Raw genomic sequence first — 17,847 nt, forward strand, 5'->3', positions numbered from 1 at the left:
AAATGTTGCGATACATCATGAAAATTTAGTTCTCTGGAAACTCTCTTGATTTTTGGTTCTTGCGCCAACAAACTGCATACATATGCAGCTATAAAAAACAGACAAACCACGCAAGCGACTATTGAGCTACAGACGATCACTCGATCAGGTCTGAGGGCGTATTTGCAGTATGCATTACAGTCTCCAGGTAAAGAAAACGACTAGTACCTAGTGCGCTGGCAGATTCAGCGACCTAGTTTGCATTACCCGCTTAATTGGTTGGCTATGAAGTCAATCGTCAGATCAAACAATGCCACTTATCTTATGCATTCCTTTACCAAATAACCTGGTAAAAAATTTTCCCGTTGATCTACGACGAAATAAAAAAAGCCCTGATGACTCAAGGCTTTGAATTACAACTTTACACTTCACATCGCAGATACGAATGAGAAGTTTTGGAAAGATTAAAACGGAATATCATCATCCATATCCGAAAAATTCGGTGCAGGGCGTGAAGTTGGTGCCTGGCGTGGTGCGGATGATGGTGCTGGTGCGCTTTGGCGTGGTGCTGACGGTGCGCCGCCGTATTCGTCCATCGGTGCGCCGCCGCCCATGCCTGGACGTCCGCCCAGCATTTGCATGGTGTCTGCTTTGATGTCGGTCGAATATTTTTCTACGCCATCTTTGTCGGTGTATTTACGGGTGCGCAGGCTGCCTTCTACGTAGACTTGCGAACCTTTTTTCAGGTACTGGCCAGCGATCTCGGCGAGCTTGCCGAAGAAGGTGATGCGGTGCCATTCAGTCTGTTCTTTTTTCTCGCCGGTGGCTTTGTCTTTCCAGTTCTCTGTTGTGGCAACAGTGATGCTGGTCATGGCGTCGCCGCTAGGCATATAGCGCGTTTCTGGGTCGCGTCCGAGATTGCCGATGATCTGGACTTTATTGAGGGATGCCATGTGTTTCTCCTGTAATTCAGTAAATTTCTGTCATTTAAGTGTTTAATTCTTTAGGCTGGAAGCTGCTGCGAGGCTTTGGCGCGACGTGGCAATTCTGGCATATTGTTTGCGATTATAAGCCAGAGCAGGGTCAGAAAGGCACTTACAATAAATACGGAAGATGCGCCGGCATGCTGTTTTACCCAGCCGCCAAGCAGGCCGCCGCAGACCAGACCCAATGCTTGCAAGGTGTTATATACGCCCAGAGCAGCGCCTTTGGCGGCTGGCGGCGCGATTCTCGATACCAGGGACGGCTGACTGGCCTCGAGAATATTAAAAGCCAGAAAAAATGCAAATAGCAACGCCATCAAGATCGCAGGATTACTCAAAAATTGCCAGAATCCGATCTGCACTGCGAGCAGTAATGCAATTGCGGCGATAAATACCTGTTTCATCTTGCCTTGCTTTTCACCCACGATAATCGCTGGCAGCATCGCAAAAAATGATCCGAGTACGGCAGGCAGATACACTTTCCAATGCGATGCCAGCGGCATGTCTGCGTATTGAATCAGCGCCGATGGCACAACGACAAACATCGCTACCTGCGTCAGATGCAGTACGAATACCCCATAGTTCAGCCGCATCAATTCAGGATTTTTGAGCACTGCGCTGAAGGCGACTTTTTCTTGTGCTGTCCCGCGTACCGCAGGTGTAATCCAGATGACGACGGCAATCGCAGCAACAGACAATACTGCCGTCAGGATGAAGATGCCATCCATGCCGATGCCTTGATACAGTGCCGGAGCAGCAACCAGAGATAGTGCAAAAGTAATGCCGATCGAGCCGCCGACCATCGCCATCGCTTTGGTACGGTGCTCCTCACGGGTAGCGTCGGCGATCAGTGCCGTAATTGCCGCAGAGATGGCCCCCGCACCTTGCACAGCCCTGCCTATCAGGATGCCCATGACGGTGTGTGAAAAAGCAGCGATCAATGCACCGCAGGCGAACAACATCAGGCCAATGACAATAATGCGTTTGCGGCCAAATTTATCCGATGCAATCCCAAAAGGAATTTGCAGGCACGCCTGAGTCAGGCCGTAGATTCCCATCGCCATACCAACCAGGGTCGTGTTGTCACCATCAGGCAAGGATTTTGCATGGATTGCAAAGACCGGCAAGATCAGGAACAGACCTAGCATACGTAAAGCGAAGATTGATGCTAAAGAGCTGCTGGCGAGGATTTCAGCGCGGCTCATGCTGTCGGGCAGAGGATTCGGGCTGGTTTGTGTTGCAATAGTCATCATACAAACGAATCACAAAAACGGTGCAGAAACAAAGCGGATACGTCACCCGCGTTAAATTTCAAAAACCCGTTATAGTATCAGGTTGCTTGTTCCCGAATCAAAATCCCGGGACGCCACATCATCCTTTTGGAAAGCAGTTGATATGACACAAAATACGGCCAAAGTTCGCTCAAAATCGGCTAAAGCCAGCAAACCAGCAGAGATTGACTTTGACCATGCTGGTCTCGTTGCGCCCAAGAAAGAAGAAATCCGGATTCGTGGCGCACGTACCCACAATTTAAAGAACATCAATCTCGATCTGCCCCGCAATAAGCTGGTGGTGATTACAGGTTTATCCGGTTCCGGCAAATCCTCACTGGCCTTCGATACGCTGTATGCGGAGGGACAGCGCCGTTATGTGGAATCGCTGTCGGCCTATGCGCGCCAGTTTTTGCAATTGATGGAAAAACCCGATGTCGATCTGATCGAAGGTCTGTCTCCTGCGATTTCGATTGAACAAAAAGCGACGTCGCACAATCCGCGTTCGACCGTCGGCACCGTGACCGAGATTCATGATTATCTACGTTTGCTTTATGCCCGCGTCGGCACGCCGTATTGCCCGGATCATCCGGAAAATCCTTTAGCAGCGCAGTCGGTATCACAAATGGTCGATACCGTCCTGGCGATGCCGGAAGATACCAAGCTGATGATACTTGCACCGGTCGTCGCCAACCGCAAGGGTGAACACCTGGATCTGTTCGAGCAAATGCAGGCACAAGGCTTTGTACGCTTCCGTGTGCAGAGCGGTACACATGATGCGAAGATCGTTGAGGTCGATGACCTGCCGAAATTAAAGAAGACCGAAAAGCACACGATCGATGTCGTCATTGATCGCGTCAAAGTCAAGACCGAGATCAAACAACGTCTGGCAGAGTCCTTTGAGACCTCATTACGTATTGCAAATGGTCGCGCCCTGATCGTGAATATGGATACCGGTCATGAACAATTATTTTCGAATAAATTTGCGTGTCCGACCTGCGGTTATTCATTGCAAGAATTAGAGCCGCGCCTATTCTCCTTCAACAATCCTATGGGTGCCTGCCCGGAATGTGATGGGCTGGGTCATATCGAATTCTTCGATCCGAAGCGCATCGTCGCTTTTCCGAATCTGTCGCTGGCGAGCGGCGCAGTCAAAGGCTGGGATAGACGTAATCAATTCTATTTCCAGATGTTGTCGAATCTCGCTGCGTTCTACGAATTTGATATTGATACACCGTTCGAACAATTGCCGGAATCTGCGCAGCAAGTCATTTTGTATGGATCGGGTAAACAGAATATTCCGTTCACCTATATCAATGAACGTGGCCGCACGGTGATCAAAGAACATACCTTTGAAGGTGTGATCCATAATCTGCAACGCCGTTATCGCGAAACAGATTCAATGGCAGTCAAAGAAGAACTCGCTAAATTCATCAATGAAAAGCAATGTCCGAGCTGCAACGGCGCACGCTTGCGCATCGAAGCACGCTATGTAAAGGTCGGTAACGGCGCGCAAGAAAAAGCTATTTATGAGATCAGCGCCCTGCCTTTACGCGCTACGCTGAGCTTCTTTGAATCCCTGGTATTGACGGGAGCAAAGAAAGAAATCGCCGACCGTATCATCAAAGAAATCGGCTCACGCCTGACCTTCCTGAACAATGTCGGCCTCGATTATCTGTCTCTGGACCGCAGCGCGGACACGCTGTCCGGCGGTGAGGCGCAGCGTATTCGTCTCGCCTCACAAATTGGCTCAGGCCTGACGGGTGTGATGTACGTACTCGATGAGCCATCAATCGGCTTGCATCAGCGCGACAATGACCGCCTGATCGACACACTGAAGCATTTACGCGATATCGGTAATTCCGTGCTGGTAGTTGAACACGATGAAGACGCGATCCGCTGTGCTGACTTTGTCGTCGACATGGGGATCGGTGCCGGGGTACATGGTGGCGAAGTGATTGCCCAAGGTAGCTTGGAAGACATCATGAAGAGCGAGCGCTCATTGACCGCGCAATATCTGAGCGGCGCAATGGGAATTAAAGTACCGAAAAAACGTACGCAATTCAGTCCCGACAAACAATTTGTGATTGAAGGTGCGCGCGGCAATAACCTGAAAAACGTGACCCTGAAATTACCCGTCGGCCTGCTGACCTGCGTCACAGGCGTCTCCGGCTCAGGCAAATCTACGCTGGTCAATGACACACTCTACCCTGCTGCTGCCCGCCACTTGTATGGCTCACAAACGGAGCCGGCCGCTTTCGACAGCATCAGCGGTCTGGAACATTTTGATAAAGTCATCTCAGTAGATCAGGCGCCCATCGGACGCACACCACGCTCAAACCCGGCGACCTATACCGGCCTGTTCACCCCGATACGCGACCTGTTCTCGACAGTACCGGTAGCCAAAGAACGTGGCTACAGTGCCGGACGTTTCTCATTCAACGTCAAAGGCGGTCGCTGTGAAGCCTGTCAGGGCGATGGCGTGATCAAGGTAGAAATGCACTTTTTACCAGACGTCTATGTTCCCTGCGATGTCTGCCACGGCAAGCGGTATAACCGCGAAACACTGGAAGTCCAGTACAAGGGCAAGAACATCAATGAAGTGCTGAGCATGACGGTAGAAGACGCGTATGAATTCTTCAAACCTGTCCCGGTGATTGCCCGCAAACTGCACACCCTGCTGGACGTTGGTCTGGGCTATATCCGTTTGGGACAAAGCGCCACCACACTCTCTGGCGGTGAAGCGCAACGCGTCAAGTTGTCACTAGAATTATCAAAGCGCGATACCGGCCGGACCTTGTACATCCTCGACGAACCGACGACCGGTCTGCATTTCCATGACATCGACTTACTGCTCAAGGTAATTCACCGTCTGCGCGATCAGGGCAATACCGTCGTCATCATTGAACACAATCTCGACGTGATTAAAACGGCAGACTGGATCGTTGATCTGGGACCGGAAGGCGGTGCAGGTGGCGGCGTGATCATCGCCAGCGGCACGCCGGAACAAGTTGCCGTGAACGCGGACAGTGTGACAGGCAAGTATTTATTGCCACTGCTAAAGAAGACTAAATAAATTGATCAGATAGTCGTTTCAGATCAATTGAAGATGGGTTTCAGAATCGGTAACGTAAGTCCGAGATGTCATCAAAAAAACAGGCAAGTTGCTTTTGGGTGTGAGAGATAACAGGAATTTTGAGATGATTTTAGACACTATCCAGAAATGAACTCGCAATCCAGATGCGGCTTCCAGAGGCATTTCGTGCCAGAAGGCGCATAGATATTGCGGATTCACTTTTTAATTCTTGTTTTCAGACCGGTAGCGGGTGCTTGTTTATAATGAGCGCCCGTTCTGCCAACACAAACACTTTACTCAGCAACACCAGAACATCACTACCAAAACCTATCCGCGCAATAACAATACCAATGACAATACGATTGATCGTCGGGTTGGGAAATCCCGGCCCTGAATATGAGCAAACCCGCCACAACGCTGGCTTCTGGCTGGTTGATCAACTCGCGGCAAATGGTTTGCAACGCGATAAAAACTTTAATGCCCTAGTGGCTAAAACACGGATTGCCGGTGAAGATGTCTGGTTGCTGGAGCCACAGACGTTTATGAATCGCTCTGGTCAGTCGGTCGGTGCGATTTGCCGCTTTTATAAAATCACGCCGGATCAAGTACTGGTTGCCCATGATGAACTCGATATCCTGCCAGGCATCGCCAAACTAAAACTCGGCGGCTCCTCCGGTGGTCACAACGGCTTAAAAGATATTACAGCCGCGCTTGGCACACAAGATTACTGGCGCCTGCGTCTCGGCATCGGTCATCCGCGTAGCCTGAATTTGCAACAAGGCGTGGCTGACTTTGTGCTACATCGCCCGCGCAAAGAAGAACAGCCGCTGATCGATGAATCGATTGCCCGTAGCCTGGAAATTATCCCGATGCTGGTGGAAGGAAAATTTTCTACCGCAACGATGCAATTACACACGGCCAAGTAAGCATCTCGTTAGTAGTCTCCATCGTATTTCATCCCACAAAAAAAACACACGACACAATGAGTTCAGCCATTCAAATTCATGCCGGTAAAATCGCTTTGGAACATCTGCGCACCAACGGATTACATGCCAGCGATATTGCCGTCATTCCGGCAGCGGCAGGTGGTCCCAAAGGCTTGATTTTGCAAGCGCTGGACCAATGGCTGTTTGGCGAATGGCTGCCGTCTGCACCGCGTGAACGCAGTCTGATCGGCGCATCGATCGGTGCCTGGCGCATGGCCGCCGCCAGTCATGCCGATCCGGTTGCAGCGTTTCAGCGACTGGGCGATTTATATTGCGAACAACGTTATCCTGAAAAGCCGTCTGCACGTTACGTGACGGACGAAATTCACCAGCTTTTACAGGCATTCATCGGTGGTCATGAAGATGAGATTGTGCATCAACCTCTACATCGTTTGCATCTGCTGGCCATGCGTGGACGAGGACTATTGACTGCACCGCAAAGCAGCGCCAAAGCCAAAGCGGGCTTCGTCGCGGCGACGTTTTCGAATTTCGCCTCACGTGCCAAACTGGCGCAGCATATGGATAGGGTCGTCATCGGCGACATGCGCGATCCGCTGTTTTGGCTGAAGGCGAAATTCGATCATTTTGATACGCATTTTTCTTCACTGACGCCGGATAATCTGGAGCCAGCTTTACTGGCATCGGGAACCTTGCCCTTGATCATGGAACCGGTACGTCATATTCCGCATGCACCAACCGGTACCTATTGGGACGGCGGGATTATTGATTACCATCTGGCGCTGCCTTATTCACGGCTGACCGGCGGTAAAGAAGGCGGGCTGGTGCTGTATCCGCACTTTACCGATCATATCGTACCTGGCTGGTTGGATAAGCCTTTGCCTTGGCGTCGCGGCAGTCTGGGTAAAGACCGCCACTGGCTGGATAACGTGATCATGATTTCACCATCACCCGCCTTTTTGCGAACGCTGTCGCGTGGCAAATTACCGGACCGGAAAGATTTTTTCTACTATGGTACCGACCATGATTTCCGGATACAGAACTGGAAATTAGCCATCGCAGAAAGTGGCCGCATGTGCGATGCGTTTGCGGCTTTCGTCGAGCGGCCGGATCTGAGTCAGGTGTTGCCGCTGTAGTTGACAGTCCATGAAAACTTCAGAAATACGGATAAACGCAGAACAAGGCGTGACGTCCTGTTGTTCCAGATCTGGTACAAGTGCTGAATGTCGAATGCCGACTGCTGCCAGGCACTAGCTCAATTGCTGATACATACTGGTAATGCCATCCATCACTTCGAGTATGCGTTCGCTGGTGGATGCGACATTATTGGCGCTGAGTGTACGGTTGCCTGATTCCCCACTTTGGCGCAGTGCACTGTCAAAGAACATCCATTGCTGCTGCGCCAGCGCCAGCTCTTCTTTCAATTTTCCGCTGTTGCCGGGGGCGGCCATCAACGTCTGCATTCCAGCGATGAATTCTTTGCGTGATGTATCTAGTTTTATATTGGCATCTACCGGTGCGACGTCCCATTGCAACGCCTGATAAAATTTTGCCATACGTTGTGACAGCATACGCTGGCGGCCAGAGATATTTACCAATTGTCCTGCTGAGGTACCTGAATATTTCTCTAACTGGAGCGTAGCTTTTTGCGCCATTGCCAAGACATCTTCATTGATCACCATGATGCTCCTGGCATCTTGCTGATTCGGTGTTTTACCTGCTAAGACCTGCTTATAACTCAGCCAGGATTTTTCCATTTCACTCAATACTTGTTTGTTATCGGGAGTCGGGGCAAAGGTTCTTAACTCAGCTAACTGACGGTCAAATAGCGTCATTGAGTTATCAAGAATTTTTCGGGACTGCTCGACTGCAATTCCCTGACCAAGCTGCAAATAGGCTTTGGCCAGGCGTTGCGACAACATGCGCTGCCGTCCCGACTTGTTGATCGCCTCATTGATATTCAATGCTTGTGCTACAGAATACGAAAACAATCCCAATCCGCTGCTGATTAGTACGGTCTTACCAATGAAGCTTCTTCGGTTCATCATGACGCTCTCCTTTTTTAACATTAATTTTGCTATGTCACGCATAAGCAAAATTAATGCCCAGAAATTGCGCCAAATTGATGCTGATTATTCGACCTCTGATTTTTCAGGTGTCAAAGTACTATCAGGAACACGGCCTCGACGGTTTAACGCGTCCCTTAACAAATACTCGACTTGCGCATTACTACTCCGCAGCTCCTGTGCGGCAAGGCGCTCGATCTCTGCCCACAGTGCAGGATCGATGCGCAGTAAAAACGATTTTTTCCCTGGACTGGCCATGTCGTCAACGGCTTGGTGCAACGGTGAGCTGATGCAATTGCGCGTACAGGCGGTCTGGCTCGGCCGAACCAAGACGGATGGTGCTGCCATCTGCCTTGGTAATCCGCACAGCCCCGCTGCCCGCAGCGTTGTAGAGCATGCCTTCTTTGGTAAAGCGTATTCCCCAGCCTTCTACCCAGCGGGTCTCGCATAACTCCACTTGTCTTATCTCACTGAGAGGTAGTTTCCATGCGGGCCAGCCGAATACACCAAAATGCCAGCGCAGATGCGTACTGTCGATCTTGATAGTGAGACGCCCTATCACGCCAAGTACGAGAAAATTAATTCCGGCCATCGTAAGTAAAGCGCGCAAGCGCGCGGCAGTATCGAGGCCGTTGGTTTCTATCGTCATCACAATCAGCGTGATCAGCGGTAAGGTGATCCACAATACTTTCATCCACTGACTTTGCTGGTATTTGATTTGATTCACACTTAGTTCCTTTATTCTTGACACTTTTTAAGCCTAATTTTTATAGGGATGACTCACTGATTTTTTTTGCATTGTCTGTTTTAGGTACTGGTACGAATGGGCCTTGCATCCGAAATTTGATGAAGCTTTCCACTTTCTCCTGACCAAAAATCTTCATCAGCCAGGCTATCCCGAAGAAGCATATCGTCAGTGCTAATACCGTGACAATCATGACGCCGATAATCAGTAGAAGTGGATGCATACCAGCTCCGTTCAAGTAGTAAAGTGACCGAAAACAATCAGCTTCAATTGTAAAGCGTACCGGTGTTGATAATCGGTTGCGTCTCTTTATCCGAGCATAAGACGACTAGCAGATTGCTGACCATGGCGGCTTTTCGCTCGTCATCGAGATTCACGATCTGACGCTCGGATAACCCTTTTAAAGCTTCTTCCACCATCGAGACTGCGCCGTGTACGATTTTTTTGCGGGCACTGATAATCGCTTCCGCCTGCTGTCTGCGCAACATCACTTGCGCGATCTCCGGCGCATAGGCTAAGTGTGTGAGTTTGGCGTCTTCGACATCAATACCGGCAAACTCAAACCGTTTGTGCAGTTCGACGCTGAGTGCCTTGGTAACTTCATCAAGACCGGCGCGCAAAGTCGTTTCATGTGTTGGCACGTCGTCGCCCTCGTCGTAGGCATATTGCGATGCCAGATGGCGAATAGCGGTTTCTGCCTGCACATTCACAAAGCGCTCAAAATCGTCGATGTTAAATAAAGCGAGAGCGGTGTCCTGAACCCGCCATACGATCGCAGCACCGATCTCAACGGGATTACCGCGCTTGTCATTGACTTTTAAGGTAGGCGAGTTCAAGGTACGGGCGCGCAGGCTGACTTTACGCACCGCATAAAAAGGATTCGCCCAACGCAAACCCGGATTACGGTCGGTACCGATATATTGGCCAAACAAGGACAGTAAGGCAGCCTCATTGGGTTGCAACATATACAGACCCGATAACAAAAAAGCCCCGAGAACACTGGTCAGTAATTTAACCAGCAAACCCGGCAAATCGAGATTCGCAGCGCCAGACCATGCCCAGTAAGCACCACCCACGATCAACAAGAGCCCGATCGCCACCATCAGGTAGCCATCCGGGGATGAATGGATACGTTCATGCATCAAGACTTTTTTCCCGGCGGCAACCACTGGTTTGTTAGATTTGTCCATATATTCTCCGTTTGAATGACATCAAAGTGATATCACTTTAGTAGCAGCCAAATTGAAAGTCAAGGAGAGTTTGTATGAAAGGGAGAAAATCCACTGTTGGGCGAAAGCGATGCTGCAATGACAAAAAATATACTCTGGCATGTATATTTTAAGTATCCATATAATCATTGGACAATATTGCTCATTAATTTGAAAAATGGGGAGTATGCAATATTGGGTTAACTTTGCAGAGGGGGAAAGAATGTCTCGGCATACTTTTCTTGAAGCAAAAAAGGGCGGTTACAAGATTCAAGCATTTCCTGAGGTCGATGTTAAATTTAGTCCTGATTTAGCGCCAAATACGGCACGAGGTGCACATGCTATGACTGCGCCCCGTGCATGTTCCGACAAATATTACAGCTTAGGAACGGGTGCTTTTTTGTGCTCTTCCAAAATCTCAGTGTTCTTTTTATCCATCATTGCACGCGCAGCAGCATACTCGGCTGTCATCATTACAAAATCGGTAACACCAACCTCGATGTTGTTGTACTCCAGGCCGCTGTTATTAGAGCCTGCCAGAGCAACACTGACTGATTGCCGGCAATCTTTAAATTTACTCATCGTATAACCGACATTAATAGCCGTTCCAAATCTTCCATTGCAGTCGTTCAAATCGGTGCCAACGCCGGCGCGGCTATAGCCCGGACGGTAAGCAATCCAGTTCAAATCGCTGGAAGTTTGGCTGCTGGGGGTACCATATTTTTCAATCAGCGCTTTTTTTATTTCCGTCGCTACGACTGGATGATCAAATTTTTCGCGACGTAAAATAGCCATCACTCTGCCAGATTGAGGCCCAAATCGCACATCAACCATTGCAAGATCTCGACTACCAGTACTGGCGCTTGAATTAATCGTGTACACCAAACTCCACAACACTCCGGGAAAATTTTGTCCCAGCGGATGATTGTTAGTCGAGCCCAATTTATAACCCTTACTTGTCAATACCTGATCGACCTGCTGTCGTGTATCCCCGATTTTGATACCGATTGTTTCCAAGACTTTAGGAATACCATCCTTGCTAACTGCGCCGCTGCCAGCATTAGCAGTATCAGCGCCTGGGTTATTCGCATCGGGAGTTTTGGCTTGTGAATTACTATCGGCAATACTCTTCTTGATAATGTCCTTCAAATTAAACGTGGCCGTTTGCGAATGAGCCAATAAGGAAGAGAAAAGCAGTGTGCTAGCGCATACAAAGTGGGTGATTTTCATGAATGAGATGATGTGGTTAATTTCGTGAGATTTTAAGATTGAGTTCAACAACGGCGATCAACACCAATGCGAAACAAATGCTAATTGGACAACCCATTGTCACTCACGACATATCATTTCGTCAACTGAATACATGCTCATCTTTGTCGGAATAAATCAGCAGCTAAATAAATTCATACATCCGCTACGACATACGGATGCGGATGCAGTCAAAAATCGCGAGTGAAAAGACGAAGAACGGGAATCTAAGCTCACAAGGCGCTTGTATCTGCCAGGGCTTGCTTTACGTTTTAATGCTCCCCCGGTTACACAAGCTAACCGGAGCTACATGAACTTTTTATATAGGGCTGAAAACAGATACTACCCATATGTATATATTAATAGCTCAATCATTTATTGGGCAACACAGAATATTTTTATAAAAATAAGGGGAGTATGTCATTAATCTGCCCACCGAAAAGAACGCACTACAGCTAGCGTTAGCGCTCGTATTTAACCTCCAGCAGAAAGCTAAGATACTTTTTATAAAAAATGAACTAAGATGCCACTCGCACTTTATTTTGCGACTCACACTCGCTCGCACTACTGATTATGAAAACAAAAATCCTCACTGAATCCCGTGCTTTATGGCAGCTTGCATGGCCTGTACTGATTGGACAGCTTGCTACCGTCGGCATGGGCGTATCGGATGTGGCGATGACAGGTCATGCCAGCGCCAACGATCTGGCTGCAGTCGCCTTGGGGGCATCACTCTGGTCGATTGTTCTGGTGACAGTGATGGGCGTGATGATGGCGATTAATGCGATTGTTGCGCATGAAGTCGGTGCCAGTGCCGATCATAAGATTCCGCATATTGTCCGCCAATCGTTATGGATGGGACTGGGAGTCGGGATCCTGGCATGCGTGCTGCTGAACCTGTCCACGCTGATATTTGATCACCTGTATCTGGAAGATAGCGTCCGTGATAAAGCGGCTGAATTCGTCCACGTGATCAGCATCGGTTTGCCTGCTTTTGCGTGCTATCGCGCTCTGTATGGCTATACCGCCAGCCTGAACCAGACCAAACCGGTGATGCTGATTGCAATGGGTGGACTGGTGTTCAATATCTGCATCAACTGGTTATTAATTTATGGTCACTGGGGACTGCCGCAACTGGGTGCAACGGGCTGCGCAGTAGCTACTGGCGTGGGTTTGTGGCTGATGCTGGGGGCGATGATTTTCTGGATTAGCAAATCCCCTGCTTACCGCAGCACTTATCCATTTACACACAAGGAGGCGCCACACTGGAATGAAATCCGCAGCATGCTACGCATGGGCCTGCCTATTGGCGTCACCTATTTTGCCGAGGTCAGCGCATTTGGCGTGATCGGTCTGCTGGTTGCCCGCTTTGGCGTGACTGCGGTATCAGCGCACCAGATCGCACTGAATTTTTCATCGCTGGTATTTATGGTGCCATTAAGTTTCGGGATCGCCTCGATCACTCGCGTCGGTCAGGCACTGGGTGAAAACGATCCGCACAGAGCGCGCTTTTCGTCGTGGGTGGGCGTCGGTATGTCAGTAGGTTTTGCGCTAATCTCCGCATTAATGATCACACTATTCCGTCATGAAATTGCGGCGGCCTACACCAGTGACGTAGCAGTACAGCAAGTCACAATTAACCTGCTCTTGCTCGCCGCGCTGTTCCAATTATCAGACGGTGCACAAGTCGCCGCATCGTCGGCAATCCGCGGCTACAAAGTGACACGCACACCGATGTTGATTCATCTGGCAGCGTTCTGGGGTGTCTGCATTCCATTGGGCTGCATACTTGGGCTGGCACCGGCATGGTTACCATGGCGACCGGCGCAGCCGATGGCAGCGACTGGCTTCTGGATTTCACTGGTTGTTGGCCTGACGATCGCTGCCATCGCACTCGTGATGTACCTGCATCGGGTATCACACCGGCGCCTGGTTACCTGAGCGACTGATTGACGGGCATAACCAGAGTTCAAAACAGGTAAAACCCGTCCAAACTCAGCAAAACTGACTTGCACGATGGATGTTCAAGTAAAATAGTGGGTTAATCTAATCACGTTTCACCTACTCGGCAAACTATCATGAGTCTCAAATGCGGCATCGTCGGCCTGCCTAACGTCGGCAAATCCACTCTGTTTAATGCACTGACTAAAGCAGGCATTCCGGCAGAAAATTATCCTTTCTGCACGATTGAGCCTAACGTCGGCATGGTAGAAGTACCCGATCCGCGCCTGGCGCAATTGTCCGCCATCGTCAAACCAGAACGCATCCAGAACGCGATTGTTGAGTTTGTCGATATCGCTGGCCTGGTTGCCGGTGCATCCAAGGGCGAAGGCTTGGGCAACCAGTTCCTCGCCCACATCCGCGAAACCGATGCGATCGTCAACGTTGTCCGCTGCTTCGAAGATGACAATGTGATCCACGTCGCAGGCAAAGTCAGCCCGCTCGATGATATCGAAGTCATTCAAACGGAACTGGCATTAGCCGATATGGGTTCGGTAGAAAAAGCGATTCACCGCGAAAACAAAAAAGCCCGCTCCGGCGATAAAGACGCCGCCAAACTGGTCGCTATCTTAGAGCGCATCATGCCAGGCCTGAATGATGCCAAGCCAGTGCGCGCATTAGGTCTGGATGCAGAAGAAATGCTGCTGATCAAGCCGCTCTGCCTGATCACCGCCAAGCCAGCGATGTACGTCGCTAACGTTTCTGATACTGGCTTTAAAGATAATCCTTTATTGGATCAACTGACTGCCTACGCCAAGTCACAGAACGCACCGATCGTCGCCATTTGTGCCGCGATTGAAGCAGAAATTGCCGATCTGGACGACGCCGATAAAACCGATTTCTTAAACGATATGGGCATGGAAGAACCAGGTCTGGATCGCCTGATCCGCGCCGCATTCAAACTGTTGGGTCTGCAAACTTACTTCACTGCTGGCGTCAAAGAAGTACGCGCCTGGACCATTCATGTCGGTGATACAGCACCACAAGCCGCAGGCGTGATCCACACCGATTTCGAACGCGGCTTCATCCGCGCACAGACCATTGCATTCGACGACTATATCGCCTGCAAAGGCGAAGCAGGCGCCAAAGAAGCGGGCAAAATGCGCGCCGAAGGTAAGGAATATGTGGTCAAGGACGGTGACGTGCTGAACTTCTTGTTTAACGTCTAAGTACTAATTTAATTATTCTCGCCAACCCTGGCGAAAGTACTTCAAAAAGCGTAGCCTGCATCAGCAAGCTACGCTTTTTTTATCGCGTTATCGAGTGCTTATTTGAATATTGATGTGATTGCCATATCAGCATTACAAGAGAGTTTTACTAACGCTGCATTGGTACTTTAGTAGTGCTTGATCAGCCCTATCCGTTTAGGCAGATGGATGCACCCGTCCAGCCAGATGGGATACCAATACATTGCTCCGCTCTAACACACCTCCTGCATTAATTACCGTAATCCATTCTGCGGTGCTGCTCACTGCGCCGAAGTTGGATTGGAAGACGACATTAAAAGCGCGATGGATTTCTTCTGCGCTGGCGTATCCTGCGTTGTTTTCGTAGGGTAAAGCACCGGTTGCGTCGGATAAAATTTCGACTTGATAAGCATCGTGCGCTGCTTGATAAATAGTGCTGGCATTGCAGTTGTGCGTCATGTAGCCAACGATTGTCAGGGTATCAATGTGATTTTTTTCCAGCCATTGTTTAGCGTCCGTGCCAACAAAAATACTGGCCATGGATTTTTCGATCAAATGATCATAAGGACGACTTGTGACCGTTGTATGCAACTCCCAATTGGTCGAGCCACGCGCAAAGATGGGGGAGTTTTCAGGTGCGGAATGTTGTATTACCAAAATCGGGATACCTGCCGCCTTAGCTGCGTCCATCGCAAGACCAATATGATGCAGGGACAGTTGCGGATCTGGGTATTCGATCAGCATGTTGCCAGTAAAATATTCGTTCTGTACATCGATCACAATCAATGCACGCTTAGGTGTGGTCGGAATGGATATGGGCGTAGTCATGATGAAGCTCTCCAGATAAAGTGATATGGCAAACAGCGATTGCGTTTGTGCTGTTATTTTCAGATATATCGTCCAGATTAAGAAGTGACCCGATTGCCAATATTCGATACAATCAGGCCATGCATATTGCAACTCTGACTCAAGCCCCGATTCAAACCCCTATGCCATCTTCAATTCAATTCCCTTCCAGGACAGTAACGGTTGCTGTGCTGGCATTTGATGGTATTAGTCCGTTTCACTTATCGGTCCCTTGCCTGGTGTTCGGTGAGCAGCATGGCGAATTTAAACTACCTGCGTTTAAGCTGAAAGTGTGTGCCTTCGCGGCGAAGGCTGGTAAGCATGTGGTGACGACGAGTGCTGGTTTTTCTATCAATACGAGTCATGGTTTATCGGCCTTAGCACGGGCGGATATGATTGTGATCCCGTCGTGGCATAGCGATTTGCGACCTGCGCCAGCAGCACTACTGATGGCTTTGCGTAAAGCGCATCGAGCTGGTGTGCGGATTGTTGGTTTATGTCTGGGTGCGTTTGTGGTGGCGGAAGCAGGTTTGCTTGATCAGAGAATGGCAACGACTCACTGGGCATTTGCGAAAGAATTTTTACAGCGGTTCCCACAAGTACACCTCGATCCCAATGTCTTATACGTTGACCATGGGGATGTCATTACCTCGGCGGGTACGGCGGCGGGGATTGATTGCTGCTTACATGTGCTGCGCTCTCAGTATGGCGCGGAGGCTGCGGCGCATGTCGCCCGGCGCCTGGTGGTGGCGCCACATCGTCAGGGCGGGCAAGCACAATATATTGAGCAACCTGTTCCGACTCTTGCCAGCGATGACCGTCTATCTACAGTGCTGGAATGGATGCTACGGCATCTTGCGGAACCACAGCATCTGGATCAGCTGGCAGAAAAAGCGTTGATGAGCCGACGCAGCTTTACCCGTCATTTCCAGCAATTGACCGGGACCACCGTGGGTAAATGGCTGCTCAATCAGCGACTGGCACAGGCGCAACGTCAGCTAGAATCCAGTAAGCGCTCGGTTGATGACATCGCGGTGGATACCGGCTTTGGCTCGGCGTTATTATTGCGACGCTATTTTGCGAGAGAATTTAATCTCTCACCGTCGGCTTACCGGCAAGCTTTTCAGGGTAAGTAATGGGTTAACCTAGCGGATATGACGGTTGAATCTGCCAGTTTTGATAGTGTGCCTCTGAATATTCGCTAGCTTATCAGCTATCGAAATAATGATACTCCCATACAGTATTATTATTTACCTAGTCAGTATGTGGGCAATGAGGCGTATTTTATAAAAATTGGGGGGAGTATATTGAATGTCCGCGTATAAACTGATCATCACGAAGATTTATCACCTTATGAATTTTTGATTTGTGAATATTAACTATGCCTACGATTACTGAACTGACGCTGTACCCCATTAAATCTTGTGCTGGCATCGGCTTAGATTCAGCGATGGTGAGCGAATCCGGTTTATCACTTCAGACCGGAGCGGGCGTGATTCACGATCGCGAGTGGATGCTTGTTGATACTGCTGGACTGTTTTTAAGTCAGCGCAGCCATCCTCGCATGGCATTGATACGTCCAATAATCGACGGCGATCAGCTAATGCTGCTTGCGCCTGATATGCCTGCATTGCCGATGGCGCTTAGTCTGACTGAGTTAGCTCCGGCGATATCTTTACAAGTACAAGTCTGGGACGATCAGGTAGCTGCCTTCGACTGTGGCGATAAGGCTGCTGTCTGGTTAAGTCAGTTTTTGGGGACAGCTTGTCGTCTGGTACGATTTGACCCTGCTGGCCGACGTTTAGCCAGCCAAAAATGGACAGGTGATCAGGAGGTCGGCACGCTGTTTTCAGATGGATTTCCGCTCCTGCTGACCTCCACCTCATCACTCGATGATCTGAACCAAAAATTAGTGTTGCAAGGTCGTGAGGCAATTCCTATGGATCGCTTTCGCGCGAATATCGTTCTGTCGGGACTCGATGCTTTTGAAGAAGACTATGCGGATTTTATCGATCTTGTTAAGGCTGACAGCGGCTCTGCAAGAGACGCTGACAACGCAATACAATTAAAGGCGGTCAAACCCTGTACCCGCTGCACGATCCCGGCGGTAGATCAGCTCACTGGTGAGAGCGGCCCTGATCCTGTCGATATTTTACAAACCTACCGTGCGAATCCGCTGCTGGATGGCGGCATTACCTTTGGCGTGAATTTGATGGTAAGTAAAGGTGTTGGTTCACAGATTCATGTTGGTAATCAGGTAGATCTTCAGTTAGCATTCTAGTGTCTGTGAATC

16 protein-coding genes are annotated in these 17,847 nt (G+C 49.6%); 7 read left to right on the plus strand and 9 right to left on the minus strand.

Annotated features, from left to right (window positions below; translation table 11 throughout):
- Positions 1–443: 443 nt before the first annotated feature.
- Together ssb and ACO0K4_RS14530 are read right to left on the minus strand one after the other, a co-directional pair.
- The gene (gene ssb / locus ACO0K4_RS14525; protein WP_422957353.1) at positions 444–932 is read right to left on the minus strand and encodes a single-stranded DNA-binding protein; all 489 of its coding nucleotides are present in this window, start codon (positions 930–932) and stop codon (positions 444–446) included.
- 50 nt (positions 933–982) lie between these two features.
- Positions 983–2,167, minus strand: a complete 1,185-nt coding sequence (locus ACO0K4_RS14530; protein WP_422957489.1) for an MFS transporter — start codon at positions 2,165–2,167, stop codon at positions 983–985.
- 190 nt (positions 2,168–2,357) lie between these two features.
- Between ACO0K4_RS14530 and uvrA the strand changes: the two genes are divergently transcribed.
- From uvrA to ACO0K4_RS14545, 3 genes are all read left to right on the plus strand, one after another.
- Entirely contained in the window at positions 2,358–5,309 is a 2,952-nt protein-coding gene (uvrA, locus tag ACO0K4_RS14535) for an excinuclease ABC subunit UvrA (RefSeq protein WP_422957354.1), read from the plus strand.
- Positions 5,310–5,659: 350 nt separating this feature from the next.
- A complete protein-coding gene (gene pth / locus ACO0K4_RS14540; RefSeq protein ID WP_422957355.1) occupies positions 5,660–6,235 on the plus strand; it encodes an aminoacyl-tRNA hydrolase in 576 nt (191 codons plus the stop codon).
- A 56-nt stretch (positions 6,236–6,291) separates the two neighbouring features.
- On the plus strand, positions 6,292–7,389 hold the full coding sequence (locus tag ACO0K4_RS14545; protein ID WP_422957356.1) for a patatin-like phospholipase family protein: 1,098 nt from the start codon (positions 6,292–6,294) through the stop codon (positions 7,387–7,389).
- Positions 7,390–7,503: 114 nt separating this feature from the next.
- On the opposite strand, the gene ACO0K4_RS14550 is transcribed toward ACO0K4_RS14545, so the two are convergent.
- The 6 genes from ACO0K4_RS14550 to ACO0K4_RS14575 all read right to left on the minus strand — a co-directional run bounded on the left by ACO0K4_RS14550 (position 7,504) and on the right by ACO0K4_RS14575 (position 11,502).
- Entirely contained in the window at positions 7,504–8,301 is a 798-nt protein-coding gene (locus ACO0K4_RS14550) for a type IV pili methyl-accepting chemotaxis transducer N-terminal domain-containing protein (protein ID WP_422957357.1), read from the minus strand.
- A gap of 84 nt (positions 8,302–8,385) precedes the next feature.
- Positions 8,386–8,577, minus strand: coding sequence for a hypothetical protein (locus ACO0K4_RS14555; protein ID WP_422957358.1), 192 nt, complete (start codon positions 8,575–8,577; stop codon positions 8,386–8,388).
- A gap of 4 nt (positions 8,578–8,581) precedes the next feature.
- Positions 8,582–9,046 carry a hypothetical protein gene (locus ACO0K4_RS14560; protein WP_422957359.1) on the minus strand — a complete coding sequence of 155 codons (465 nt, stop codon included), beginning with the start codon at positions 9,044–9,046 and terminating at the stop codon, positions 8,582–8,584.
- A gap of 40 nt (positions 9,047–9,086) precedes the next feature.
- Positions 9,087–9,287: a hypothetical protein gene (locus ACO0K4_RS14565; RefSeq protein WP_422957360.1), complete on the minus strand. Its 201-nt coding sequence runs from the start codon at positions 9,285–9,287 to the stop codon at positions 9,087–9,089.
- A gap of 43 nt (positions 9,288–9,330) precedes the next feature.
- Positions 9,331–10,254, minus strand: coding sequence for an SPFH domain-containing protein (locus tag ACO0K4_RS14570; protein WP_422957361.1), 924 nt, complete (start codon positions 10,252–10,254; stop codon positions 9,331–9,333).
- A 393-nt stretch (positions 10,255–10,647) separates the two neighbouring features.
- A complete protein-coding gene (locus tag ACO0K4_RS14575) occupies positions 10,648–11,502 on the minus strand; it encodes a hypothetical protein (protein WP_422957362.1) in 855 nt (284 codons plus the stop codon).
- A 591-nt stretch (positions 11,503–12,093) separates the two neighbouring features.
- Here ACO0K4_RS14575 and ACO0K4_RS14580 point away from each other — a divergent pair.
- Together ACO0K4_RS14580 and ychF are read left to right on the plus strand one after the other, a co-directional pair.
- Positions 12,094–13,461 (plus strand): MATE family efflux transporter, encoded by a 1,368-nt coding sequence (locus ACO0K4_RS14580; protein ID WP_422957363.1) that lies wholly within the window; start codon positions 12,094–12,096, stop codon positions 13,459–13,461.
- Between the two features lie 137 nt (positions 13,462–13,598).
- Positions 13,599–14,690, plus strand: coding sequence for a redox-regulated ATPase YchF (ychF, locus tag ACO0K4_RS14585; protein ID WP_422957364.1), 1,092 nt, complete (start codon positions 13,599–13,601; stop codon positions 14,688–14,690).
- A gap of 195 nt (positions 14,691–14,885) precedes the next feature.
- Here the strand turns inward: ychF and ACO0K4_RS14590 are convergent, their stop codons facing one another.
- Complete coding sequence (locus tag ACO0K4_RS14590; protein ID WP_422957365.1) at positions 14,886–15,536, minus strand: cysteine hydrolase family protein; 651 nt, start codon at positions 15,534–15,536, stop codon at positions 14,886–14,888.
- Positions 15,537–15,697: 161 nt separating this feature from the next.
- Between ACO0K4_RS14590 and ACO0K4_RS14595 the strand changes: the two genes are divergently transcribed.
- Both ACO0K4_RS14595 and ACO0K4_RS14600 read left to right on the plus strand, forming a co-directional pair.
- Positions 15,698–16,690 (plus strand): GlxA family transcriptional regulator, encoded by a 993-nt coding sequence (locus ACO0K4_RS14595; protein WP_422957366.1) that lies wholly within the window; start codon positions 15,698–15,700, stop codon positions 16,688–16,690.
- Between the two features lie 245 nt (positions 16,691–16,935).
- The gene (locus ACO0K4_RS14600) at positions 16,936–17,835 is read left to right on the plus strand and encodes an MOSC domain-containing protein (RefSeq protein WP_422957367.1); all 900 of its coding nucleotides are present in this window, start codon (positions 16,936–16,938) and stop codon (positions 17,833–17,835) included.
- The last annotated feature ends 12 nt before the right edge of the window (positions 17,836–17,847 follow it).

This window comes from Undibacterium sp. RuTC16W (assembly GCF_049339445.1).
In the GTDB taxonomy this organism is placed as follows: Bacteria; Pseudomonadota; Gammaproteobacteria; order Burkholderiales; family Burkholderiaceae_D; genus Undibacterium.

Coding starts and splice junctions, on each gene's coding strand:
- ssb (WP_422957353.1), bottom strand. CDS start 932: ATGGCATCCCTCAATAAAGTCCAGATCATCGGCAATCTCGGACGCGAC.
- ACO0K4_RS14530 (WP_422957489.1), bottom strand. CDS start 2,167: ATGAGCCGCGCTGAAATCCTCGCCAGCAGCTCTTTAGCATCAATCTTC.
- uvrA (WP_422957354.1), top strand. CDS start 2,358: ATGACACAAAATACGGCCAAAGTTCGCTCAAAATCGGCTAAAGCCAGC.
- pth (WP_422957355.1), top strand. CDS start 5,660: ATGACAATACGATTGATCGTCGGGTTGGGAAATCCCGGCCCTGAATAT.
- ACO0K4_RS14545 (WP_422957356.1), top strand. CDS start 6,292: ATGAGTTCAGCCATTCAAATTCATGCCGGTAAAATCGCTTTGGAACAT.
- ACO0K4_RS14550 (WP_422957357.1), bottom strand. CDS start 8,301: ATGATGAACCGAAGAAGCTTCATTGGTAAGACCGTACTAATCAGCAGC.
- ACO0K4_RS14555 (WP_422957358.1), bottom strand. CDS start 8,577: ATGGCCAGTCCAGGGAAAAAATCGTTTTTACTGCGCATCGATCCTGCA.
- ACO0K4_RS14565 (WP_422957360.1), bottom strand. CDS start 9,287: ATGCATCCACTTCTACTGATTATCGGCGTCATGATTGTCACGGTATTA.
- ACO0K4_RS14570 (WP_422957361.1), bottom strand. CDS start 10,254: ATGGACAAATCTAACAAACCAGTGGTTGCCGCCGGGAAAAAAGTCTTG.
- ACO0K4_RS14575 (WP_422957362.1), bottom strand. CDS start 11,502: ATGAAAATCACCCACTTTGTATGCGCTAGCACACTGCTTTTCTCTTCC.
- ACO0K4_RS14580 (WP_422957363.1), top strand. CDS start 12,094: ATGAAAACAAAAATCCTCACTGAATCCCGTGCTTTATGGCAGCTTGCA.
- ychF (WP_422957364.1), top strand. CDS start 13,599: ATGAGTCTCAAATGCGGCATCGTCGGCCTGCCTAACGTCGGCAAATCC.
- ACO0K4_RS14590 (WP_422957365.1), bottom strand. CDS start 15,536: ATGACTACGCCCATATCCATTCCGACCACACCTAAGCGTGCATTGATT.
- ACO0K4_RS14595 (WP_422957366.1), top strand. CDS start 15,698: ATGCCATCTTCAATTCAATTCCCTTCCAGGACAGTAACGGTTGCTGTG.
- ACO0K4_RS14600 (WP_422957367.1), top strand. CDS start 16,936: ATGCCTACGATTACTGAACTGACGCTGTACCCCATTAAATCTTGTGCT.